This is a genomic window from Acuticoccus mangrovi (genome assembly GCF_016411865.1).
GTDB lineage: Bacteria > Pseudomonadota > Alphaproteobacteria > Rhizobiales > Amorphaceae > Acuticoccus > Acuticoccus mangrovi.
On record NZ_JAEKJA010000022.1, the window covers coordinates 1 to 22,372 of the forward strand.

22 protein-coding genes, 1 pseudogene and 1 riboswitch are annotated in these 22,372 nt (G+C 69.4%); of the genes and pseudogenes, 16 read left to right on the forward strand and 7 right to left on the reverse strand.

Annotation, left to right across the window (positions count from 1 at the left end; all coding sequences use genetic code 11):
- Positions 1-835: 835 nt before the first annotated feature.
- From JCR33_RS19935 to JCR33_RS19950, 4 genes and pseudogenes are all read left to right on the forward strand, one after another.
- Positions 836-1,663: pseudogene (locus JCR33_RS19935) on the forward strand (CobW family GTP-binding protein); the annotation flags it as partial.
- Positions 1,648-2,157: a WD40 repeat domain-containing protein gene (locus JCR33_RS19940; RefSeq protein ID WP_211110454.1), complete on the forward strand. Its 510-nt coding sequence runs from the start codon at positions 1,648-1,650 to the stop codon at positions 2,155-2,157. The pseudogene JCR33_RS19935 and the gene JCR33_RS19940, both read left to right, overlap by 16 nt.
- A gap of 559 nt (positions 2,158-2,716) precedes the next feature.
- Positions 2,717-2,974, forward strand: a complete 258-nt coding sequence (locus JCR33_RS19945; protein WP_198883888.1) for a hypothetical protein — start codon at positions 2,717-2,719, stop codon at positions 2,972-2,974.
- Positions 2,971-3,867 carry an alpha/beta fold hydrolase gene (locus tag JCR33_RS19950; protein WP_198883889.1) on the forward strand — a complete coding sequence of 299 codons (897 nt, stop codon included), beginning with the start codon at positions 2,971-2,973 and terminating at the stop codon, positions 3,865-3,867. The genes JCR33_RS19945 and JCR33_RS19950 overlap by 4 nt, the downstream gene beginning before the upstream one ends.
- A gap of 96 nt (positions 3,868-3,963) precedes the next feature.
- Here JCR33_RS19950 and JCR33_RS25105 read toward each other — a convergent pair whose 3' ends face one another.
- Both JCR33_RS25105 and JCR33_RS25110 read right to left on the reverse strand, forming a co-directional pair.
- Positions 3,964-4,203 (reverse strand): tyrosine-type recombinase/integrase, encoded by a 240-nt coding sequence (locus JCR33_RS25105; RefSeq protein ID WP_332461239.1) that lies wholly within the window; start codon positions 4,201-4,203, stop codon positions 3,964-3,966.
- Between the two features lie 15 nt (positions 4,204-4,218).
- Positions 4,219-5,022: a site-specific integrase gene (locus JCR33_RS25110; protein WP_232372712.1), complete on the reverse strand. Its 804-nt coding sequence runs from the start codon at positions 5,020-5,022 to the stop codon at positions 4,219-4,221.
- A 111-nt stretch (positions 5,023-5,133) separates the two neighbouring features.
- Here JCR33_RS25110 and dusA point away from each other — a divergent pair, with 111 nt between their 5' ends.
- The 6 genes from dusA to JCR33_RS19985 all read left to right on the forward strand — a co-directional run bounded on the left by dusA (position 5,134) and on the right by JCR33_RS19985 (position 10,037).
- The gene (gene dusA / locus JCR33_RS19960) at positions 5,134-6,147 is read left to right on the forward strand and encodes a tRNA dihydrouridine(20/20a) synthase DusA (RefSeq protein WP_198883890.1); all 1,014 of its coding nucleotides are present in this window, start codon (positions 5,134-5,136) and stop codon (positions 6,145-6,147) included.
- Positions 6,144-6,905, forward strand: a complete 762-nt coding sequence (locus JCR33_RS19965; RefSeq protein WP_198883891.1) for an adenosylcobinamide-GDP ribazoletransferase — start codon at positions 6,144-6,146, stop codon at positions 6,903-6,905. The genes dusA and JCR33_RS19965 overlap by 4 nt, the downstream gene beginning before the upstream one ends.
- 20 nt (positions 6,906-6,925) lie before the next feature.
- Positions 6,926-7,651, forward strand: coding sequence for a retropepsin-like aspartic protease family protein (locus JCR33_RS19970; RefSeq protein ID WP_198883892.1), 726 nt, complete (start codon positions 6,926-6,928; stop codon positions 7,649-7,651).
- Between the two features lie 33 nt (positions 7,652-7,684).
- Complete coding sequence (cobT, locus tag JCR33_RS19975; RefSeq protein ID WP_198883893.1) at positions 7,685-8,713, forward strand: nicotinate-nucleotide--dimethylbenzimidazole phosphoribosyltransferase; 1,029 nt, start codon at positions 7,685-7,687, stop codon at positions 8,711-8,713.
- Positions 8,694-9,365: a uracil-DNA glycosylase family protein gene (locus JCR33_RS19980; RefSeq protein WP_332461237.1), complete on the forward strand. Its 672-nt coding sequence runs from the start codon at positions 8,694-8,696 to the stop codon at positions 9,363-9,365. The genes cobT and JCR33_RS19980 overlap by 20 nt, the downstream gene beginning before the upstream one ends.
- Positions 9,366-9,482: 117 nt before the next feature.
- The gene (locus tag JCR33_RS19985) at positions 9,483-10,037 is read left to right on the forward strand and encodes a hypothetical protein (protein WP_198883894.1); all 555 of its coding nucleotides are present in this window, start codon (positions 9,483-9,485) and stop codon (positions 10,035-10,037) included.
- Positions 10,038-10,058: 21 nt separating this feature from the next.
- Here JCR33_RS19985 and JCR33_RS19990 read toward each other — a convergent pair whose 3' ends face one another.
- Positions 10,059-10,295, reverse strand: coding sequence for an Lrp/AsnC ligand binding domain-containing protein (locus tag JCR33_RS19990; protein WP_198883895.1), 237 nt, complete (start codon positions 10,293-10,295; stop codon positions 10,059-10,061).
- 124 nt (positions 10,296-10,419) lie between these two features.
- Positions 10,420-10,516, forward strand: a riboswitch (TPP riboswitch).
- 109 nt (positions 10,517-10,625) lie between these two features.
- On the opposite strand from JCR33_RS19990, the gene thiE reads away from it, so the two are divergent.
- The 6 genes from thiE to JCR33_RS20020 all read left to right on the forward strand — a co-directional run bounded on the left by thiE (position 10,626) and on the right by JCR33_RS20020 (position 17,717).
- Positions 10,626-11,990, forward strand: a complete 1,365-nt coding sequence (gene thiE / locus JCR33_RS19995; RefSeq protein ID WP_198883896.1) for a thiamine phosphate synthase — start codon at positions 10,626-10,628, stop codon at positions 11,988-11,990.
- The gene (thiD, locus tag JCR33_RS20000) at positions 11,987-12,784 is read left to right on the forward strand and encodes a bifunctional hydroxymethylpyrimidine kinase/phosphomethylpyrimidine kinase (protein ID WP_198883897.1); all 798 of its coding nucleotides are present in this window, start codon (positions 11,987-11,989) and stop codon (positions 12,782-12,784) included. The genes thiE and thiD overlap by 4 nt, the downstream gene beginning before the upstream one ends.
- Before the next feature lie 291 nt (positions 12,785-13,075).
- Positions 13,076-13,588: a hypothetical protein gene (locus tag JCR33_RS20005; RefSeq protein ID WP_198883898.1), complete on the forward strand. Its 513-nt coding sequence runs from the start codon at positions 13,076-13,078 to the stop codon at positions 13,586-13,588.
- A 7-nt stretch (positions 13,589-13,595) separates the two neighbouring features.
- A complete protein-coding gene (locus tag JCR33_RS20010) occupies positions 13,596-14,054 on the forward strand; it encodes a phage holin family protein (RefSeq protein ID WP_211110455.1) in 459 nt (152 codons plus the stop codon).
- Positions 14,051-15,787: a DUF3618 domain-containing protein gene (locus JCR33_RS20015; RefSeq protein WP_198883899.1), complete on the forward strand. Its 1,737-nt coding sequence runs from the start codon at positions 14,051-14,053 to the stop codon at positions 15,785-15,787. The genes JCR33_RS20010 and JCR33_RS20015 overlap by 4 nt, the downstream gene beginning before the upstream one ends.
- Positions 15,788-15,920: 133 nt before the next feature.
- Positions 15,921-17,717: a mechanosensitive ion channel family protein gene (locus JCR33_RS20020; RefSeq protein ID WP_198883900.1), complete on the forward strand. Its 1,797-nt coding sequence runs from the start codon at positions 15,921-15,923 to the stop codon at positions 17,715-17,717.
- A 1-nt stretch (position 17,718) separates the two neighbouring features.
- Here JCR33_RS20020 and JCR33_RS20025 read toward each other — a convergent pair whose 3' ends face one another.
- From JCR33_RS20025 to JCR33_RS20040, 4 genes are all read right to left on the reverse strand, one after another.
- Positions 17,719-18,942 (reverse strand): Zn-dependent hydrolase, encoded by a 1,224-nt coding sequence (locus JCR33_RS20025; protein ID WP_198883901.1) that lies wholly within the window; start codon positions 18,940-18,942, stop codon positions 17,719-17,721.
- A gap of 33 nt (positions 18,943-18,975) precedes the next feature.
- Positions 18,976-20,013, reverse strand: coding sequence for an agmatinase (gene speB, locus JCR33_RS20030; protein ID WP_198883902.1), 1,038 nt, complete (start codon positions 20,011-20,013; stop codon positions 18,976-18,978).
- 178 nt (positions 20,014-20,191) lie between these two features.
- Positions 20,192-21,040 carry an FAS1-like dehydratase domain-containing protein gene (locus JCR33_RS20035; protein WP_198883903.1) on the reverse strand — a complete coding sequence of 283 codons (849 nt, stop codon included), beginning with the start codon at positions 21,038-21,040 and terminating at the stop codon, positions 20,192-20,194.
- Positions 21,037-22,365 carry an MmgE/PrpD family protein gene (locus JCR33_RS20040; protein WP_198883904.1) on the reverse strand — a complete coding sequence of 443 codons (1,329 nt, stop codon included), beginning with the start codon at positions 22,363-22,365 and terminating at the stop codon, positions 21,037-21,039. Before JCR33_RS20040 ends, JCR33_RS20035 begins: the two co-directional genes overlap by 4 nt.
- Positions 22,366-22,372: the final 7 nt, after the last annotated feature.

Genomic DNA, 22,372 nt, shown 5'->3' on the forward strand with positions numbered 1-22,372 from the left:
TTCAGTCGGCGACCGGGTCAGTTTTCCAGCGGCGGCAACATTCCGGCCAGAGGCCGAAGCAGAGGACGCCGCGGAGGGCGAGTCCGGCCCGGCTGTCAGGGATGCCGCGGAGTGATCCTCCGGCGTCGGGCTATGCGGATGGCTCCCAAATTAGTTTGCCCGAGCCCGCAGCGCCGGCGCGATCTGTCTCGCGTCGGCGCTCACAGAGGAAGAGGAGGGCGGGGGTCTTCATGACGGGCTGAGAAGGCGAGGAGAGTGGCTCCTGACCGGCCCGTCACGGAGAACCATCATGGCCAAATCCTAACCGATCAGTCTCAGCGCCTCGCGGGACATCCCCTTCAACAAGCTCGTGCTCAGCCAGGCGAACGTCCGCCGGATCAAGGCCGGCGTCTCGATCGAGGAGCTTGCCGCGGACATCGCCCGCCGTACGCTGCTGCAGAGCCTGAACGTCCGGCCGGTGCTCGATGAGAGCGGCGCGGAGACCGGGATGTTCGAGGTTCCGGCCGGCGGCCGCCGCTACCGGGCACTGGAGCTGCTGGTGAAGCAGAAGCGTCTCGCCCGGAGTGCCACGATCCCCTGCGTTGTCCGCACGGAAGGCCTGGCGGAGGAGGATTCGCTCGCCGAGAATGTCCAGCGGGCACCGCTCCACCCGCTCGACCAGTTCCGCGCCTTCGTTGCGCTCAGAGAGAAGGGACAGAGCGAGGAGGAGATCGCTGCCGCCTTCTTCGTCTCGGTCGCCATCGTCAAGCAGAGGCTGAAGCTTGCTGCCGTGTCCCCGAAGCTCCTCGACGTCTATGCCGAGGACGGCATGACGCTCGATCAGCTCATGGCCTTCATCGACAACGACCTCGTGGTCGATGCCGACGAGGAAGTGTTTGATATGAACAACGGCTGCATCTGCTGCACCGTCCGGGGCGATCCGATTCGTATCCTCGGCGGACTGATGAAGCGCGCGGACAAATTGGACGCGATCATTGTCGAGACCACGGGGCTGGCGGGTCCCGCGCCGGTGGCGCAGACCTTCTTCGTCGACCAGGATGTGGCTGACCGCACACGGCTCGACGCGATCGTGACGGTGGCCGACGCCGTGCATCTCGACGCTCAGCTCGGCGAACACCACGCGGCCGAGGAACAGATCGCTTTCGCGGACGTCGTCCTGCTCAACAAGACCGACCTCGTCGACAAGGACGGCCTCGGCCGAGTTGAGGATCGCATCAGGCGCATCAACCCCTACGCCAAGATCATCCGGACGGAACGATGCTCGGCGTCTCTCGACGAGGTGATCGGGCTCAATGCGTTCAGTCTTGACAGGGTGCTGGCGGTCGAGCCCGACTTCCTGACCTCTGATCACGACCACGAGCATGACGACGACGTAAAAAGCATCTCGCTGGTGTCGGAAGTGCCGCTCGATCTCGACAAGTTCCAGACGTGGTTCGGCCGGCTTCTCCAGACGCGCGGGCAGGACATCCTGCGCTCGAAGGGCATCCTCGACTTCAAGGGCGAGGCGGAACGCTATGTGTTCCAGGGCGTCCACATGTTGATGGACGGCGCGCCGATGGGGGCGTGGTCGAAGGGCGCCCGGCAATCGCGGCTGGTGTTCATCGGCCGCAACCTTGACACGATGGGTCTCGAAGACGGGTTCGCCGCATGCCGGGCGGCGTAGCGACGGAAGCGGCGCGCCAAGACCCACGCCTGAGGGGCTTCGGAGAGACCCAGCTCCAACGTCAGGGCCTCACGCTCGACACCGGCGCACCGGTTACTGGTGCCATATCAACCGGCACGGCCGTCGCGGCGGGGTTCGGAGACGGCGTGGTGCGGTTCTTCCGTCCGGATAAACCACCAACGATCGTCGAAGCCCACGGCGGCGCCGTGTTGTGTCTTGCGACGGAGGCGGCATCGGGCGCCGTGCTCACGGGCGGCGACGACGGTCGGTTCCTACGCATTTTTCTGGACGGGACGATCGAAGAGATCGCGAGCTTCGGCACGCGCTGGGTGGATTGCGTCGCCACCGCCTCTGGTAGCATTGCCTGCACCTCGGGCCGCACAGCCTATGTCTGGTGTGCCGGCGACAGCACCCCGAGGACGTTCGAACACCCCTGCACGGTCGGCGGACTTGCATTCGATGCAAAGGCTCGGCGCTTGGCCGTTGCGCATTAGGGCGGTGCGACTGTCTGGGAACGCGACGAACGCCGATGGAAGTCTTCAAAGCTCGTTTGGAAAGGCTCGCACGGCGCCATCGCGTTCAGCCCGGACAGAAAGTACTTGGTGACAGCGATGCAGGAGAACGCGCTGCACGGCTGGCGTCTGCGCGACAAGGCCGACATGCGCATGTCGGGCTACTCCGCCAAGGCAAAGAGCTTCGCCTGGGTCGGCAGTGCGCCCTACCTTGCGACATCCGGCTCCGACCAGGCGACCTGCTGGCCCTTCGACGGCAAAGGCGGACCCCTGGGGCGCCCGCCGTCTACCTGCGCCTACGGTGACAAACAGCTCTGCACGGCGGTCACAGGGCTGGTTGGGCATAACGGGGTCCTTGCCGGTTTCGCTGATGGCAGCGTACTCGCCGGGCGCTTGTCGACCGACAGCGCGTTGGAGGACCTTGTCGTTAAGGGATCCAGCGGATCGCCGGTCGCCGCACTCGCACTAACCCCCGAAGGTTGGCTTTTCGTCGGCGAAGAGTCGGGCGCACTCTTTGGGTTCGGCTCGGCGGAGACGAAGCGTGAGGAACCTCTTCGTGCGCCGTTCCGCTCCGGGCCGCGCCGGAATGGTCAAGGGCTGGGTGGCAGAGCGTTTCGGGCTTTCCGAAGCCGATCTGCTGACGATCGCGGAGCTTGCCTGTCACGAACCCGGCTGCCCGCCCATTGAAACCGTCGTGACAGTGCATGGGCACGATGGCGGGGACCGCATCTGGCGTATCCACAAATCGCTCGCCGAGATCGATGCCGGCGACATCGACGCGCTGGAGGCGGAGCGGTGAACGGAACGCCGCCGGCAAGACACGACGAGACTTTCGAATGGGCCTGGGACGGCGTCGAGCTGTCCTGCGCTCTCACGCGCGAGGGAACGGGACCACGCGCGGTTCTTCTGCCGGCGCTGTCCTCGATCGCTACTCGCGACGAGATGGCGCCTCTGCAGAGGCTTCTGGCAGCACGTTTCGAGACCGTTGCGCTAGACTGGCCTGGTTTCGGGACGACCGACAAGCCGCGCGTTGCCTGGACACCTGCGGCGATGGCGGCGTGGCTTGACCATGTTCTAAGCGCCGTCGTTCCGGATCCGGCCTTGATCGTCGCTGCAGGCCATGCCGCGGGATACCTTCTGCGGCATTTGGCTGACAATCCCGGTCGCTCACTGCATATCGTGCTGGTCGCACCGACCTGGCGCGGGCCGCTGCCGACGATGATGGGACGACGACCCAGCTGGCTTGCCTGCGTCCGGGCTGCCGTGGATATGCCGGTTGCCGGTCCGGCGCTCTACATGCTCAATTTGAACGATCTGGTGATCGGGCGGATGGCAAGGGGGCATGTCTACTCTGACCCGGGATGGCTTACCTTGGAAAGCTTGGCGGCCAAGCGCCATGTTGCGCGCGCCGCAGGTGCCCGCTTCGCCTCCGTGCGGTTCGTAACCGGTGCGCTCGATCCGTTCGATGTGGCGGACGACGCCCGTTCCGCCGCGGCGGCGATGCCGAAGGACCGTCTACAGCTGATCTGGGGCGAGGAAACGCCCCGGAAATCAAAAACGGAAATGGAGGCGCTCGCAGCTGCGGCTAGCATCGCTCCGACCCTCCTTCCGCGCGGAAAACTCGGGCTGCATGAGGAATTCGCCAACGATGTCGCGCAAGTGATCCTAGGTCGCTTCGCCAATTCTGAGTAAGGCAATTCGATTGTGAACGCGGGAAGATTCTGTCGGGGGGATCGACGGTAGCGCTCCGCCGACTCGAACCCCCGGGGCAGTGGCCTTCGCCGACCCTTATGCTGCCTTTCGAGCGATCGCATGCAAGCCTTCCGGCCGAAGATGTGTATACCGGCGGAGCATCCTCCAATCTCGGTGACCCGTCACCAGTGCAACCTGCTCAATAGAAAAGCCGGCCTCAAACAAGCGGCTCGTTCCTTCATAGCGAAGCTCGTGGAAATAGAGGTCATCGATACGCAACGTACGACATGCTCGCCGAAAGGCAGTTCCGACCGATCGGCTATTGTAAGGAAAGATCCGTCCTACGTGCTGCTATGAAAGTTCGCCCTGCTCGTGAATAATTTCCGCAGCGTCGTAGCCGCTGACGTCTAACAGTGGTATGCGCTGGTTATTCCCGCTTTTTCTTCGCGGGTCTTTTCGATCACGGATGAGAAGCATCCGCTTCACGGGATCGAAGTCCGTCCATTCGACGCGGCATATCTCGTCCTGGCGCATTGCCGTCGCGACAGCAAACCGAATAATCCGCCCCATTGGGATCTGCTGAAGCGGATTTGCGCCGAGTGTTGAGATTAGTTGGTCAAGCTCATCCTGAGTCGGTCGCCGATCACGCTCATCACCTCTTCCGACGAGTCCGAGACGCGTCAAGGCGATCCGTGCCTGCGAGACAGGCTCAGTCGAGAGGATCACGCCATGCACAGCGGCGGCGTCTGAGAGGATCGTCTTGATGTATCCAATGTCGATACCGACCGCAACAGGACCCGCCCCCTCGCAGGCGCGGCCCTTTCCGAAATCTATGACCCTCTGCCGGTCGAGATCGCCTAGGCGCACCCGGCCGAGCCGGCGCTCCAGCATAGCGAGACTCGCGGCCTTCGACCGACCGATGGGCTTGCCGACTTCCTGGAGGTCTTCTCGGTGTAGACGTGTGAGATCGCCGAGTGTCTTGGCGCCATGGCCAGCGCAGGGGAGGGCAGGCTCGCCGCGATCAATCCGGCGCTCGATCTCGAGAGCCCATTCCTCCGCGTCCTTGCGGCGACGGAAGGTGCCGTTGACATATTTCCCCTTACGTCGCACCTGGACTGGCCAGGAACCAGACTTGAGCCGCGTGACGGTGGCCACGACGTGTGCGCTCCGTGTGCACCCAGGCGTCGAACCGGGGCGAATAGCGTCGCGTCATGGCGTAGAAATGAGTGCACACGACCCGACCTAACGATTTGATACTACTAAAAAATGAAATTATATCAACAACATACGATCGCCGTGGCGCCGATGATGGACTGGACCGATCGGCATTGCCGGGTGTTCCATCGGCGGCTCAATCCGGCGGTGCAGCTGTTTTCGGAGATGGTCACCGCCAAGGCGGTGATCCATGGCGACCGGGCGCGCCTCCTCGGCTTCAGCGCGGAGGAGGGGGCGCCGGTGCTCCAGCTCGGCGGCTCCGATCCGCGGGAACTCGCCGCCGCCTCCCGCATCGCCGCCGAATGGGGCTACGGCGAGGTGAACCTCAACGTCGGCTGCCCCTCCGATCGGGTGCAGGGCGGTCGCTTCGGCGCATGCCTCATGACGGAGCCGGCGCTCGTGGGCGACTGTCTCGCCGCAATGGGCGAGGGCGGGCTTCCCGTCTCGCTCAAGTGCCGCATCGGCGTCGACGATCAGGATACCGAGACCGCTCTCGACGCCGTTGCCGACGAAGCCGTCGCCGCCGGCGTCTCGGCGATCTGGGTGCATGCCCGCAAGGCGTGGCTCGCCGGCCTCTCGCCGGCGCAGAACCGGGACGTGCCGCCGCTCGACTATGACCGCGTCCACCGTCTCGAGGCCCGCCTCGACATCTTCGTGGGCATCAATGGCGGGATCGCCGATGCCGCCACGGTGGCGCGCGAGCTCGCCGTCGTCGACGGGGTGATGATCGGGCGCGCGGCCTACCAGCGCCCGGGCCTCCTCGCCGAGCTCGCCGGCTACCGGGGGGAGGAGAGCTTCCGCCATCGCCTCGCCGTCGCCCGCTCCATGGCCGACTATGCCGAAGAGTGGATCGCCGCCGGTGGGCGTCTTGCCCATGTGGTACGCCACATGCTGGGGCTCTTTCATGGTGAGCCGGGGGCGCGTGCCTACCGCCGCACCCTCACGGTCGCCGGTCAGGCTCCGGATGCGGAGCCCGACCTTCTGAGGGCGGCTCTCGAGGCCATCGAGAGAGCCGCCGACACTGCCGCCCGCCGCGCGGCCGAAAAGGATGCCATCGCCGCATGATCCGCTGGCGCGACGAACTTGCCACCCTCCTCGCCTTCTACGCCCGCCTGCCAGCTCCCCCGCGCCGCCACGGCCTCGGGGTGGCCGACAGCGTCGGCATGCTGCCGATCGCGGCGGTCCTCGTCGCGCTGCCGGCGGCGCTGGTGCTGTGGCTGACGGCGGCGCTCGGGGCGAGCCCCTTCCTCGCCGCGGTTCTCGCCACCGCCACCCTCGTCGCCGTCACCGGCGCACTGCACGAGGACGGGTTCGCCGACTGCGTTGACGGCTTCTGGGGTGGGGCGGTGGCGACGCGGCGGCTCGAGATCATGCGCGACAGCCGCATCGGCACCTACGGCGTGCTCGCGCTCGTCACGGTGGTGCTGATCAAGGTTGCGCTGCTTGAGAGCGCGCTCGCCGAAGGGCCGTTCCGGGCGGCGCTGATCTTCGTCGCCGCGGCCGTCGCGGGGCGTACGGTGGCGCTCTATCCCTGGGTGGGTCTGCCGAACGCCCGGGACGACGGGCTCGCCGTCGCCGCCGGCCGGCCGAGCACCGCCGCCTTCCGCCGTGCCCTCGTCCTCGCCGTCGTGGTGACGCTGGTGCTCGTCGGCTGGATCACACCGCTCGGCTTCATCCTCGGCGCCGTCGCGGCGGCGGCGGCGGCGAAGGGGGTGGCCTCGCTCGCCGACCGCCTCATCGGCGGACACACCGGCGACGTCATCGGTGCCGCAGTGGTCGCCGGCGATCTGGCATATCTTGCGGCGATCACTATCTGCCTCTGAGCGGGGAGGGGCGAGGAGCGGTGAAGAGGACGGCGTCACATCCTGCCGGCTGCGCCCGCCGCATCGCCCGCCATAGCGCCGTCGCGGCCGCCGCTCTGATGGTGGCGACGGGACCCGCCCTCGCCCAGTCGATCCCCACCATGGACATCGACAGCACCGCCCCCCAGGCGGTGAAGCTCGTGGTCCTCCTCGTCGTCTTCGTGGTGGTGCTGCTCTCGATGCGCAGCGTCCGCCTGCCGGAGATCGTCCGTACCTCTCTCTTCTGGCTCATCGCCATCGTCGCGCTCGTCGGCCTCTACGCCTACCGCGTACCGCTCCAGTCGGTGGGGCGCGAGGTGGCGGCGGTTCTCGTGCCCGGCGTCACCGTGCAGGACGGCGAGAGCGTGGTGGTGCGCCGCTCCTTCGGCGGCCACTTCGAGATCGAGGGGACCGTCGACGGCGCGCCGGTGCGCTTCCTGTTCGACACCGGCGCGAGCACCGTGGTGCTGTCCGCCGAGGACGCCGCCCGCGCCGGCTTCGATCCCGATGCGCTCGACTATCGCGTGCCCGTTGTCACCGCGGGCGGAATGACGGAGGTTGCCCCGGTGCGCCTTCCCGACATTGCGATCGGCGGGATCCGCATGGAGTCGGTGCGCGCGGCGGTCGCCCGCCCGGGCGAGCTCGACCGCAGCCTCCTCGGCATGAGCTTCCTCAACCGCCTCTCCGGCTATGATGTGCGCCGCGACCGGCTGGTTCTAATTCCCTGAGCCGATCCTCGCAGAAAGGTTTACGCTGCCCCGATGTCCCACTTCGACGCCGACGTCTCGCCCCTCGACGACTTCCGTGCACTCGCCCGCGCGCCGCGGCCCGACCATAGCGACGCGCTCGCGGCGACCCGCGCCCGCGAGGCGGCGCTGACGAAACCCGCCGGCTCGCTCGGCCGGCTCGAGAAGCTCGCCGAATGGCTCACCGCCGTGACCGGCAAGGCGCCTCCGACGGTGGATCATCCGCGCGTGGTGGTGTTTGCGGCGAGCCACGGGGTGGCCGAGGAGGGGGTATCGGCCTATCCCTCGAGCGTTAATGCCCAGATGCTCGCCTCCTTCCGCGACGGCAAGGCCGCGATCAACCAGATCTGCGCCGCCTACGGCATCGGCCTGTCCGCCTTCGACCTCGCCGTCGACATTCCCTCCGGCAACATCGCGGTGGAGGACGCCTTCGCCTCCGAGCGCGCCGCCGCCGCCACCATGGCCTTCGGCCTCGAAGCGATCGCCAACGGCGTTGACTGCCTCGCCCTCGGCGAGATGGGCATCGGCAACACCACTGTCGCCGCGGCGCTCTATGCGGCGCTGATCGGCGGCACGGCGGCGGACTGGTGCGGCGCCGGCACCGGCGTCTCGGGCGAGGCGATGGCGCGCAAGATCGCCGCCGTCGACAAGGCGCTCGCCCGCGTCGCCGGCGAGGAGGATCCGCTCGTCCTCCTGACGCGCATCGGCGGGCGGGAGATCGCGGCGATGGTCGGCGCGATTCTCGCCGCGCGCAGCCAGAAGGTGCCGGTGGTGATCGACGGCTTCGTGTCGACGGCCGCCGCGGCGGTCGCCTACAAGATCGCGCCCCAGGCGATCGACCATTGCCTATTCGCCCACCGCTCCGCCGAGGCCGCCCACGGCCGGGCGCTGGAGGCGATGGGGGTCAGCCCGCTCCTCGATCTCGGGATGCGGCTCGGGGAGGGCACCGGCGCAGCCCTCGCCATCGGCATCCTGCGGGCGGCGGCGGCCTGCCACTCCGGTATGTCGACCTTCGCCGAGGCGGGTGTCGACGGCCCCGTCTGAGGCCGGCGGGGTGCAGGCGGAGGCGCCCTCGCTCGATCGGCTGATGGCGGCGATCCACGCCTGCCGGGTCTGCCGCGAGGCACCCGAGAAGACGCCGCTGCCCCACGCTCCGCAGCCCATTCTGCAGGTCAGCGGCACCGCGCGCATCGTGATCTGCAGCCAGGCGCCCGGCAACATCGCCCACCAGAAGGGGGTGCCGTTCTACGACCCGTCGGGGGTGCGTCTGCGCGACTGGCTGGGGCTCGACGAGGCGACCTTCTACGACGCGAGCCGCATCGCGATCATCCCGATGGGCTTCTGCTTTCCCGGCTACGATCGCCATGGCGGCGACCTGCCGCCGCGCCCCGAGTGCGTCACCCACTGGCACGACCGGCTGTTCTCGATCCTGCCGGAGCTGCGCCTCTTTCTCGTCATCGGCAAATATTCGATCGCCTACCACCTGCCTGAGCGGCGGCGGGAGTCGCTCTGGGCGGTGGTGCGCGACTGGCGGGCGATCGCCGCGGCGACGGCGCCGCGCCCCCTCATCGTGCTGCCCCATCCCTCGTGGCGCAACAATGTCTGGATCCGCCGCAACCCGTTCTTCGAGGCCGAGCTTGTTCCGGCCTTGCGGCGGCACGTGGCTCGGGTGCTCGGCGAGGTTGGGGAAGGTTAACCAAAATATAATCCCCGTGCCGGCTGCGGTGCTTTGTCGCTGGAAAAGTTCACTTATTCGGCAATAGATTGGTTGCACGGTGCGGCGACGTATCGGTGTTGAGAGTGGGAGAACGGGATGAAGCGCCTGAAGACGGCAGAGGCCGTGCTGATGCTGGCGATGGCTGCGGCGACGCCGGCGCTCGCCCAGGAGACCACCGCGGCCGCCGGGGGCACCAGCATGTCGGACGTTCCGCCGGCGGCTCCCGTGACGGCGAACACCGAGCGCTTCTTCGTCGACACCCAGGTTTCGGACGTGTTCGTGGACGGCGACGTGACGGTGGCGCTGCTCGAACAGTCGCCGCTCAGCTCCTGTCCGTCCAACGAATATGTCTACGAGCGCTCCCGCCCCAAGTGGCTCTACGAGACCGGGCGCCTGATGGTGGCGCAGAAGCAGGCCGCGGTGATCCGCGTCTCGGTGACCTGCAAGGACGGCAATCAGGTGGTGAACGCGGTGCAGTTCCTGTCACCGCCGCCGGGCGCGGTGGCCCAGGCGATGCCGCTCCGCTCACAGACGGTGCAGCAGCGCCAGCGCGCCCAGCCCGTGTCGATGCGCCCGCTGCCGGTTCCGGGCGGCGCCACCTACGCCGGCCAGTCGCGCGAGGAGATGGCCCGCACGATCCCGCTCCCCTGAGGCGGCGGGCGGCCCGGCCGCTCAGAAGGCCTTGAAGGTGATGATGGTCTTGGTGTCGAGAATGCCCGGGATCGAATGCACCTTCTCGTTCACGAAGTGGCCGATGTCGGCGTCCCGGTCGACATAGAATTTCACCAGCAGATCGTAGTCGCCGGCGGTGGAGTAGATCTCCGAGGCGATCTCGGCATCGGCGAGCGCGTTGGCGACCTCGTAGGCCCGCCCGAGCTGTGCTTTGATCATCACGAAAAACGGCGTCATCTCGTTCTCCTCGCACGCGGTGTGCGGCGCTGGCGGTGGCGCCGATGACCGCAACCTCCCAAGAAGCCGAAACTGCGCCTCGCCACAAGCCCTTGCTCCGAGGCTTCGCGCGCTTTAAGGGAAGCGGCTTCCAAGGGGGTGCCTTCGGGCTGAGAGGCAGGTGCCGACCCCATGAACCTGATCCGGGTCATGCCGGCGGAGGGATTGGATCATGCCACATCATCGCGCCGAAGGGCGCCGACCAGATTACGCCGAAGGGCGCCGACCAGATCGCGCCGCAGGGTGCCCACCGCGTGCCGATCGTCCCACGACGAGGGGAAGGGGGACGCCATGGACGCGCTGACGCTGCCGTCTCGCCTCGACCGTCCCGCCCTCGCCGAGGCCATCGACGCGCTCTTGTCGCGGCGGCCGCGCATCCACGCGCTGATGTCACCGGTGGCGCAGCCGCTGTCGGCGAACATCGGCGCTGCGCTCGGCATCGACATCTCGATGACGATCGATGCCGAGGAGGTGCGGCCGATGGCCGCCGGGTCGGACGCGCTGCTCGTCAATCTCGGCATGCTGGAGCCGGCGCGGCGGGCGGGGATCCTGGCCGCGGTGGCGACGGGACGGCCGTTCGTGCTCGATCCGGTGAAGGTCGACCGCGTGCCGGACCGGCTCGCGTTCGCCCGCGAGCTCCTGGCGCTCGGCCCGAGGGTGGTGAAGGGCAACGCCGGCGAGATGGCGGCGCTCGGGCCGCTCCCCGAGGGGACGGTCGCGGTGACGACGGGGGCGGTCGACACGGTGCGCCGGTGCGGCGGCGGCCCGGCGCTGCGGCTCGCCAACGGGACGCCACTCCTCGACCGCGTCATCGCCACCGGCTGCGCCACTGGGATGCTCATCGCCGCGATGCTGCCGGGCTCCCGCGACGCCTTTACCGCGGCCGTGGCGGGGCTCGGGCTGATGACGGTGTCGGCCGAGGCCGCCGCCGTTCGCGCCGCGGGACCGGGGAGCTTCGCGGCGGGGCTGATTGACGCGCTCGCCGCTGCGGACGGGACGGCCGTCGCCGCGGGTCTGCGCCTCGCGCCCGGGCCGCTCGATCTTCGCTGCTATCTGGTGCTCGGGCCGGACGTCGCCGATCCGGTGGGCCTCGTCCGCCGCGCCGTCGCCGGCGGCGTGAGCCTCATCCAGTGGCGCGACAAGGCCGGCAGCACCGCCGACCAGGTCGCCGCGGTGCGCCGCCTCGTCGCCGCGACCGACGTGCCGGTGCTCGTCAACGACCGCGTCGACGTGGCGCTCGCCGCCGGGGCCGCCGGGGTCCACGTCGGCCACGGCGATCTGACGTCGGCCGAGGCGCGCCGGCTCGTCGGCGAGGCGGCGATCGTCGGCCTCACCGTGCACAGCCTCGCGGAGGCCGACGCCGCGGAGGGTGCGCCGATCGACTACGCCTCCGTCGGCGGCGTCTACGAGACGATCAGCAAGAAGAACCCCAATCCGCCGATCGGCGTGGAGGGGTTCCGGGCGATCACCGAGCGGTTGCGGCGGCATCGCCCGATGCCGGTCTGCGCCATCGCCGGGATCACCGCGGCGCGGGCACGCGAGCTCGTCGCGGCCGGTGCCGACGGGGTCGCGGTGATGAGCGCCATCACGCGGGCCGACGACCCGGCGGCGGCCGCCGCCGTCATCCGCGACGCGGTCGGGGAGGGGCGGTCATGATCGCCCTCACCATCGCCGGCTCCGATTCGGGTGGCGGCGCCGGCATCCAGGCCGACCTCAAGACCTTCTCCGCCCTCGGCGTCTACGGCGCCAGCGTGATCACCGCGATCACCGCCCAGAACACCATGGGCGTCACCGGCGTCCACGCGGTGCCCGTCGACATGGTGGCCGCCCAGCTCGACGCCGTGCTCGGCGATCTCGACGTGCGCGCCATCAAGATCGGCATGGTCGCCGACGTGGACGTGATCGAATACCTCGCCGGCCGCCTCGCCGACGTCGCGATCCCGGTGGTGCTCGATCCGGTGATGGTCGCCGCTTCCGGCCACCGCCTGGTGCCGGTGGAGGCGGTGGCCGCGCTGCGGCGCGACCTCTTCCCCCGCGCCACCATCGCGACGCCCAACGTTCCGGAGGCGGCGGTGCTCCTCGGCGAGCCGCCGGCCGAGACCGAGGGGGAGATGCGCGACCAGGCCCGCGCGCTCGCCGCCGGCGGCACCGCGATCCTCCTCAAGGGCGGCCATATGACGGGCGCCGAGAGCGTCGACGTCCTTTACACCGACAAGGGCGTCGAGATCCTGACCTCGCCCCGCGTCGCGACGCGGAACACCCACGGCACCGGCTGCACCCTGTCGAGCGCCATCGCGGCCCACCTCGCCCGCGGCCTGCCGCTCGAAGCCGCCGTGCGGGCGGCGAAGGACTATATCTCGGCCGCCATCGCCGCCGCCGACCGGCTCCACATCGGCCACGGCCACGGCCCGGTGCATCACTTTTACGCCTTCTGGCCGGACGAGGCCTGACCCGTCCCGCCGGCGGGCGGCCCATCGGAAAAATCCTGCGCATCGCCCACCCAGGGCGGGCTTTGAGCGCTATTGTGCGGTGCCGGCAGCCGGGAACTCCCTCGCGGTGGGCAACGTTCTTCGGATAGCAGTCACTCAAATTTCAGTTCGGAAGGAACGCCGATGCACAGCCTTATCTACCTCGTCGGCCTCGTCGTGGTCGTGCTTTTCATTTTGAGTCTGCTTGGCCTCGCCTGACGCTTCCGCCGGACTTCAAGAATAACGACCCTGCAATGCTCAGGAGTTCACGACATGTCGACCAAAGATACCATTGAACGGGAAGCGCGATCGGCCGAAGCGAAGATGTCCGAAGCCGCCCAGACCGTGAGAGAGCGCGCCGAAGCGGCGGCCTCCGACGCCCAGCGCGCCGCCCAGTCCTACGCTGAGGAAGGCAAGCGGACCGCGGCCGGCCACATCGCCGATTTCGCCAACGCCGTCCGCCGGGCCGGGGACGAGCTGTCCACCCGCGACCAGACCATCGCCGCCCGCCTCGTCGGCGAGGCCGCCGAGGGTCTCGAACAGGTGGCCCAGTCGATCTCCGACACCTCGGTCGACGACATGGTCGGCTCGGTGCAGCGCTTCGCGCGGCGCAATCCCGGCGCTTTCGTCGTCGGCTCGGTACTCGCCGGGCTCGCCGTCGGCCGCTTTGTCAAAGCGACATCGGAACGCAGTCACGGGGCCGAGCCCACGCCCCAGTCGGCGTATGGTGCACCCACGAGTCAGCCGCCGCGCCCCGTCGCGCCCGGCCGACCGGCCATGAAGTGAGGTGACCATGACCTACAATCCCAACCGCGGCGACCATCCGGGGCCGATGGCCGACACGCTCGCTCACACCCGCTCGGTGCCGGAGCTGATCGCCAAGCTCTTCCGCGACCTCACCGACCTCTTCCGCAAGGAAGGGGAGCTGGTGCGGGCGGAGCTGAGCGAGAAGGTGACGCAGCTTCAGGTCGGCGTCGGCAAGATCGCCGCCGGCGGCATCACCCTTCTCGTGGCGCTGATCGTGCTCGCCGACGCCCTCGTGGTCGCCGTCGCCGAGCTGATCGGCACGGTGGAGGTCTCCGACAACAACACCGGATGGGCTGCCCTCATCGTGGGTGGTGTGTTCGCCGCGATCGGCGCCTTCCTGGTGCGCAGCGGGACCACCGATCTCCACGTTGACAATCTCACGCCGGATCGGACCGCACAGCAGATGCGCCGAGATGGCGAGCTCGCCAAGGAGCAATTACGATGAACCGTCCCACGACCCAGATCGAACGCGAGGTCGAGGCCCAGCGCTACGAGGTCGAGGAAACCCTCGACGCGCTCCGCGCCAAGCTCTCGACCGGCCAGATCATCGACAGCGTGACCCGCTCGCTGACGGGCGCGGGTCAGCACGGAAATGAGTTCATGAACAACCTCGGTCGTCAGGTGAAAGAGAACCCGTTGCCGATCGCGCTGACCGGCCTCGGTCTCGCGTGGCTGCTGATGAGTCAGAACAAGCCGAAGAAGTCCAATCTTCCGGTACCCTATCAGCCGCTGCCGAACGTACGCCCCTACGACTACGCCCGCTATCGGGCCGACGAGGCGCGCTACGGCGCCCAGTATGCGCTGGATCGGCTGAAGGCCGGCGCCTACGAGGCGCGCGACACGGCCCGCACGGCGGCGAACGCCATCTACGACGAGGCGATGTTCACCGCCGATGAGGCGAAGCACGGTCTCGCCTACGCCGTCGAGCGGCTCCGCAACGGCGCCTATGCCGCGTCCTCGAGCGCCGGCGACGGAGTGCGCTCCGCCTATGATCGCGCCCGCTTCGCTTCGGACGAGGCGGCCCACGGCCTGAAATATGCCGCGGATCAGCTGAAGGCCGGCGCCTACCGGATCGAAGCGACGGCCGGCGAGGCCGCGGGGGTGATCTACGATCAGGCCCGCTTCGCCGCGGACGAGGCCAAGCACGGCGCCCAATATGCCGCCGAGCGGCTGAAGAGCGGCAGCTATGCCGCCTCCGCGAGCCTAGAGGCCGGCGCGCGTGCCGCCTACGACCAGGCCCGCTTTGCCGCTGACGAGGCCTCCCACGGTGTCGACTATGCCGTCGACAAGCTGAAGTCGGGCGCCTATCGGGTATCCGCGCTCGCGGCCGGTGCCGCGGGTGCGGCCTACGACCAGGCCCGCTTTGCCGCCGACGAGGCGCAGCACGGGGCCGAGTATGCCGCCGACCGGCTCAAGGCCGGCGCCTACGAGGTGTCGGATGCCGCCCGCGGCGTGGCCCGCGCCGTCTACGATCAGGCCCGTTTCGCCGCCGACGAGGCGAGCCACGGCGCCCGCTACGCCGTCGATCAGCTGAAGGCCGGCGCCTACAGCGTGCAGGACGGCGCATACCAGGTCGCCGACGTTCTCTACGATCAGGCCCGGCTGATGGCCGACGAGGCGCGCCACGGCGCCGCCTACGTGAGCGACCGGCTGAAGAGCGGCGCCTACGCCGTGTCGAGCGCGGCGAGCCAGGCCTACGACAGCGCTTACGAGGCGGCGGCGGAGGCTGCTCACACCGCCAACGCCTACGGCCGGCGGGCGCGCCGCAATGTGGTGGACTTCATCACCGAGGAGCCGATCATCGCCGCCGCCATCGGGCTCGCGGCGGGTGCCGCGATCGGCGCGCTGCTGCCCTCCACCCGCCGCGAGGACGAGTGGGTCGGCCCCTATCGCGACAACCTGCGCGACGAGGCCTACGGCTACGCCACCGACAAGGTCCACCAGGCCGAAGAGGCGGCGGAGCACTCCTACGAGGCCGCCAAGGCGGAGGCCAAGAAGGAGGGGCTTATGCCCTCCGAGGACGGGCCGACGCTCGCCGAACGCGCCGAGAAGGTGGTGAAGGCGGCGACGGAAACCGCCGAGGCCGACCTCTCGGGCGAGGCCAAGGGCGAGGACGCGAAGGGTTCTGCCAAGAGCGCCCCGAAGCCGACGAAGGCGCCGGAGAAGGCCAAGGCCTGACCCGCTCGGAGGCAGAGCGATCGGTGGAACAAGGGGCGCTTCGGCGCCCCTTTCGTCGTCCTGGGCGGAACGCTTCGCCCTCCCGTGCGTCGACTGAGTGGCGGTAACGCCGCAAGCCGGAACGGGAGACGACATGGCCACCAACGACACGGCGACCAAGACGAGGGCGAGCGGGATCGTGGCGCCACTTCTCTGCGCGATCGTCGCCTTCATCGTCGCGATGTCCGGCGCGCGGGCCCAGGAGGCACCCGTCGCCTTCGAGGTGGAGACGCTGAACGCCGGCCTCGGCGCGCCGCCCGAGCGGCTCGACCGCTCGACTCCGCGCTCGGCGTTGGAGGGCTTCCGCCGCCTCACCGATCGCGGCGACTATGCGAGCGCCGCCCACCTTCTCGACCTCGACGGCATCGAGCCCGGCGAGCAGCGCGAGGAGGGAGCGCGCCTCGCCCGCCGGCTCGCCTACGTGATCGAGCGCAAGGTGCCGCTCGACTACGCCGCCATCTCCGACCGGCCCGATGGCATGGACACCACCGGCAGCGACCGAGAGCCGATGGTGGGCGAGCCGCGCAAGAGCCTCCTTCTCGGCACCCTCGAGGTGGACCCGTTCGCCGTATCGATCCGCCTCAACCGCATCGCCGCGTCGGGGGAGGCGCCGGTGTGGGTGTTCGCCCAGCAGACCGTCGACCACATCGACACGCTCTACGCCGCCTTCGGGCCGACGGAGTTCGAGAAGTGGCTGCCGAGCGGCCTCAGGAGCGAGGCGTTCTGGGGCATCCTGTGGTGGGAGCTCATCACCGTTCCCCTCATTCTCGCGGCCGTTGCGGCGATCGCCGTGTTTTTGTTCAAGCTCTTGAGCGCGCTCGCGGTGCGCGTGCCGGGGGAGGGGCTGAAGGCGGGCATCCGCCGCGCGCGTCTGCCCGTCATCCTGCTCGCCCTCGGCGTCTTCCTGGAGACGATCGTCTCCGCTCTCTTCGTGTTCTCCGCGCGCACCTCGCTGACGATCTCCACGCTGTTCTGGACGCTCATCGTCCTGGCGCTCGTCTACGGCGTGTCGCGGGTGCTCGACACGATCATCGACGTCACCTCCAACCGCTATCTCGCCACCATCGACGATCCCGGAAACACCAGCGCCCGGCGGTGGTATACCAACCTTTCGGCGGCGAAGCGCATCGGGGTGATGCTGGTGATCATCATTGGCCTCGCCGCGGCCTTCTCATCGCTCAACGTGTTCTCGTCGTTCGGGCTGAGCCTCCTCGTCTCCGCCGGCGTGGCGACGGCGACGTTCGGCCTCGCGGCACAGGCGGTGCTCGGCAACATCTTCGCCTCGCTGCAGCTCGCCCTCGCCAAGCCCATCCGCATCGGCGACGCCGTCTACTACGACGATCATTGGGCCTACGTGGAGCAGATCAACTACACCTACGTGCAGCTGCGGACCTGGGACCAGAAGCGCTTCATCGTGCCGGTGAAGCACTTCGTGTCGAACCCCTTCGAGAACTGGACGATGGCCGACCCGCAGATGATCCTGCCGGTGCACCTGACGCTCGACCACCGCACCGACGTGGACGCGCTGCGACGCATCTTCGAGGACTTCGCGCCGCGGGATCCCGACTGGCTGGCGGGAGCGGAGGCGAAGGTGCAGGTGATCGGCCAGGATAGCGAGGGCATCGCGGTGCGCTTTTACTGCAGCGCCGAGAACCCGACGGCGGCCTGGGACCTCCACTGCCGCGTGCGCGAGCGCCTCCTCGCCGAGATCGCGGCGATGGAGCAGCCCTCGATGCTGCCGCGCGATCGCGTGGCGCTGGTGGAGAACCCGCCGAGCCGCGGTGGCGCGGGTGCTCGCCGCGGCGGCCGGCCGGCGCACGAGGCACGGCGCGGCGGCGAGGCGGACGGCCCCGACGGCGAGGCGGTGGGGAGCGCCGAGGCCGCCGAGTAGCTCAGTCCCGATCGGCGCGCGCCACCACCGCGTTGAGGAGCACGTTGGTCGCGTTGGTGGCGTGGGCCGGCGTGATGTCCTCGGCCTCGTTGTGGGTGATGCCGTCGATGCACGGGCTGAACAGGATCGCGGTGGGAGCGACGCGGCTCATATAGTAGGCGTCGTGGCCGGCCTGGCTCATCATGTCCTTCTGGCTGAGGCCGAGGCCCTTCGCGGCCTGTCGGTAGAGGTCGACGAGGGCCGGGTCGAACCTCTCCTCGCCGTAGGTCCAGGTGCTCACCACCTCCCATTTGACCTTCGCCTTCTCCGCTCCCTCGGCGATGCGGGCGAGGATCTCGTCGCGCATCCTGTCGGCGGCCTCGGTCTCGGGATGGCGCACGTCGACCGTCAGCTCGGCGAAGCTCGACAGGATGCCGGGCTTGTTGGGCCAGGCGACGAGACGGGAGGCCGTCGCCTTGCCGAGGGGGGCATAGGCGTGGCCCACCTCGTTGGTGGCGACGGCGCCGTAGGAGGCGCCGATGATGGCGTTCTTGCGCCGATCCATCGGCGTCGGCCCGGTGTGGGCGGTCTCGCCGGTGAAGCGGATGAGAAGCCCCCGGACGGCATAGCCCGCCGTCACCACGCCGATGTCGATGCCCTCGTCGTAGAGCTCCGGGGCCTGCTCGATGTGGAGCTCGAAGTAGGCGTCGACCGGCTTTCCCACCGGCGCCTCGCCGCGGTAGCCGATCGCCTCCAGCGCGTCGAGGAGGCGCACCCCGTCGTCGTCCACGCGATCGTAGAGCCAGTCGAGCGTCTCGACGCCGCAGAACACGGCCGACGCCATCATCGGCGGTGAGAAGCGGGCGCCTTCCTCGTTGGTCCAGTTCACCACCTCGATGGGCCGCTTGGGCACGTGCCCGAGGTCCTTGAGGGTGCGCAGCACTTCAAGGCCCCCGAGAACGCCGAGAATGCCGTCGAACCGGCCACCGGTCACCTGGGTGTCGAGGTGGCTGCCGATGAGCACCGGCGGGCCGTCGCTCGCCCCCTCCATGCGGACGAACATGTTGCCGGCGCCGTCCACCGTCACCGCGAAGCCGTCCTCGGCGGCCCAGGCCTTCAGCTGGTCGCGCACCTCGCCGTCCTCGGGTGTCAGGGTGAGGCGCTTCAGCCCGCCGGCGACGCCCGGCCCGATCTCGGCCGACCGCATGAGAGTTCGCCACAACCTGTCGGCGTTGATCGTCAGCATTCTTGGACCTCGGCGGGATCAGCGGGGGAGGGATCAGCGGGGGCGGAAGGGGACGAGGCTCAGGATTTCGAAGAGCATCTGAGCGCCGGCGTGGGCGGTGTTGGTCGTGGCGTCGTATTGGGGGGCGACCTCCACGACGTCACCACCGACGATGTCGATGCCGGCGAGGCCGCGCAGGATCGCCTGCGCCTCGCGCGAGGTGAGGCCGCCGATCTCGGGCGTGCCCGTGCCGGGGGCGAAGGCGGGGTCGAGGCTGTCGATGTCGAAGGAGACGTAGGTGGGGCCGTCGCCCACCACCGCGCGGGCGCGGGCGACGACCGCGTCGAGGCCCATCGTCTCCAGCTCCTCGGCGTGGATCACGCTCATGCCGCTCTCGTAGGAGAACTCCCAGAGATATTCGGAGGAGCCGCGGATGCCGATCTGGATGGTGCGGGAGGGGTCGAGCACGCCGTCGAGCACGGCCTGACGGAACGGGCCGCCGTGGTGGAATTTGGTGCCGTCGAAGGGCCCGGAGGTGTCGCAGTGGGCGTCGATGTGGATCATGCCGACCGGCCGGGCGGCGCCGACGGCGCGCAGGGTGGGCAGGCTGATCGAGTGGTCGCCGCCGACGAAGAGGGGGAGGACGCCGGCCGCCACCACCTTCGCCGCCGCCGCTTCGATGTCCTCGTGCGACTGGTCGAGGTTGAAGCGGCTGCGAAACGGGATGTCGCCGATGTCGGCGCAGGCGAGGTCGGTGCCCGGCACCGTCTTCAGGACGTGGTTGTAGGGGCCGATGCGCTCGATCGCGCGCACCGCCCGCGGGCCGAAGCGCGAGCCGTTGCGGTTGGTCACGCCGAGGTCCATCGGCACGCCCATGAGGGCGACGTCGAGGCCGGAAAGGTCCGGCGCGCTCCAATCCACCGGGCGGTAGGGCAGGGCGAGGAAGGTCGGCAGCCCCGCATAGGGGGCGACGCGGGTCCCGGCCGGGTTGAACAGCTTCTGGGCGACGGAAGCGAAGCCCTCGTCGTAGATCGTGCGCTCGTTCTCGCCACCGAAGCGGGCGTTGAGGGCCTCAAGCGCGGCCTTGTCCATCAATCTCGTCCTCGTGGTGGTGAAGCTCCGCCTCTTCTCGCACCGACCGTGCCGTGTGGGCGCTCGGACGTCGCGTCCGGCCGCCTCGAACATCCATCGATCGGTCGCTCGAATAGACGCCGCGGCGAGAAGGTCCGTCAACCGCCGCGAGGCTTCGATCGCGGCGGCGAGCGACGGGTCAGCGCGAGGCGGTGGCCGCCGCCGTCGCGATCCCGGCCGCCGAGACCACCCGCGCCGTGACGGTGCCGTCGGCTCCGAGGGCGGCCTCGACGGTGATCGGCGTGCCGGCCGAAAGCGGTGAGAGGCCGCGATAGGCAAAGCGGGAGGGCAGAGCGCCGAGCCGCTGGACGGCGAGGTTCAGCATCAGCGTCGCCTGGATCGGCCCGTGCACCACGAGCCCCGGATACCCCTCGACGTCGCGGGCGTAGGGGAGATCGTAGTGGATGCGGTGGCCGTTGAAGGTCATTGCCGAGTAGCGGAAGAGGAGCGTCGTATCGGGGGTGAGCGACCAGCCTTCGGCGCCCGTCAGCGGCTCGGCCGGCGGCGGGGTCGGGGCGGGGGCGTCGGGGTCCGGATCCTCGCGGTAGACGATGTCCTGCCGCTCGTCGACGAGGAGGCGCCCGTCGACGGCGTAGTGGTGGCGCACGGCGACGATCACCAGCGTCCCGGTGCGTCCGGACTTCACCTTGATGTCCTCGACGGTGCTGGTGCGCTCCACCTGATCGCCGACGGCGAAAGCGCCGTGGAAGGCGATCTCACCGCCCGCCCACATGCGCCGCGGCAGTCCCACGTTCGGCATGAAGATGCCGACGCGCGGGTGGCCGTCGCGGCCGAGATCGGCGGCGGGGGCGATGTCCGGCGACAGGCACCAGAAGATCCCGGCGGGCACGTCGCCGGTCGCCTCGACGGGGGCGATCAGCGGGTCGAACGTGGCGCGGAACTCGGCGACCGTGCGGTCGGTGATGCGGTCCGTGCGGACGGTGCGGCGGCCGATCCAGTCGGCGAAGCTCGAGGGGTCGACGGTCATTGGATGTTGAGGAGGTTGGCGACGTCGCGCGCGGACAGATGGCGCACGCCGGTGACGTCGGCGTAGATGCGATCGGCGAGCTGTGCCCCGAGGAGGGCGCGGGCCTTGGCGAGAAGCCCCGCCTCGAGCTCGGCGGGCGGCATGGGGTCGGCGAGGTCGTGGCGCGTCGCGACCCGCTCGCCGTCGGCGAACACGATCTCGGCGTGGGTGTCGGTGTCCGACAGGGCGTCGTCGCCGCGCACCACCACGCGTTCCGCCACCTGCTTCAGCGCCGGATCGCTGCACAGGGCGTCGCGGTAGGAGACGTCGGCGGCGGTGGAGATGTCGTTCATCACCATGCCGGCGAGGAAGGCGTAGGAGAACTTCACCTCCAGCCCGGTGCGCGGCGCCTTGATGTCGCACACCTTGAGCCAGCGCGGGTTCACCTGAACGTCGATCCGCTCCACCGTGTAGGGTGCGAAGTTGCGCGCTCGACGGGCCGACAGCAGCGCCTCGATCATGGCGTGGGTGCCGTGGCAGCAGGCGTGCAGCTTGTATTTGTTGTCCTCGAAGATGAAGCGCTCCGGCGGCGGATCGGCCCAGGCGCCGGGATCGGGCGGGGTGTCGGCGTGGGTCTCGTGGAAGCCTTGCGGGCCGTCGAGCCCGTCGTCGGCGGAGACGAAGCCGCGGGCGGCGAGGGCGGCGGCCTCGACGCCGTTCGAGGCGGCGATGCCGGCGTTGTAGGGCTTGCCCATGGTGCCGAACTGCGACTTGAGGCCCGAGGCGCGGGTCGCGACGAGGCTGATCGCGTTGCGCACCTGCGCCGGCGAGAGGCCGTAGAGGCGGGCGGCCGCCACCGTGGCGCCGAACGCCCCGGCGGTCGCGGTCTGGTGGAAGCCCTTCAGATAGTGGCCGCGGCCGAGCGATAGGCCGACGCGGATCGCGGCCTCGGCGCCCACCAGAAAGGCGTCGAGCACCTCGTCGGCCTCCGCCTCCACCTCTTCGCCCACGGCGAGGGCGGCGGGCATCACCCCCACCGAGAGGTGACCCACATGGGCGAAGTGGGTGTCGTCGTAGTCGAGGGCGTGGGAGATGGTGCCGTTGGCGAGCGCCGCGGCGCGGGCCGGCACCCTCTGGGCCGCGCCGACGACGGTCGCGACGCCGCGGCCGGCCTCGTCCACCACATAGTCGCGGATCATGGCGGCGAGCGGCTCGCCGGCGCCGCCGCGCGCCACGACGATCCAGTCGAACAGCGAGAAGCGGGCGAGGCGGCGACCGGCCTCGGAGAGGGCGCCGGCGGGAAGCGCGGCGAGGGCGGCGAGGTGGTCGATGGCGGGTGTCGTCATATCGGCC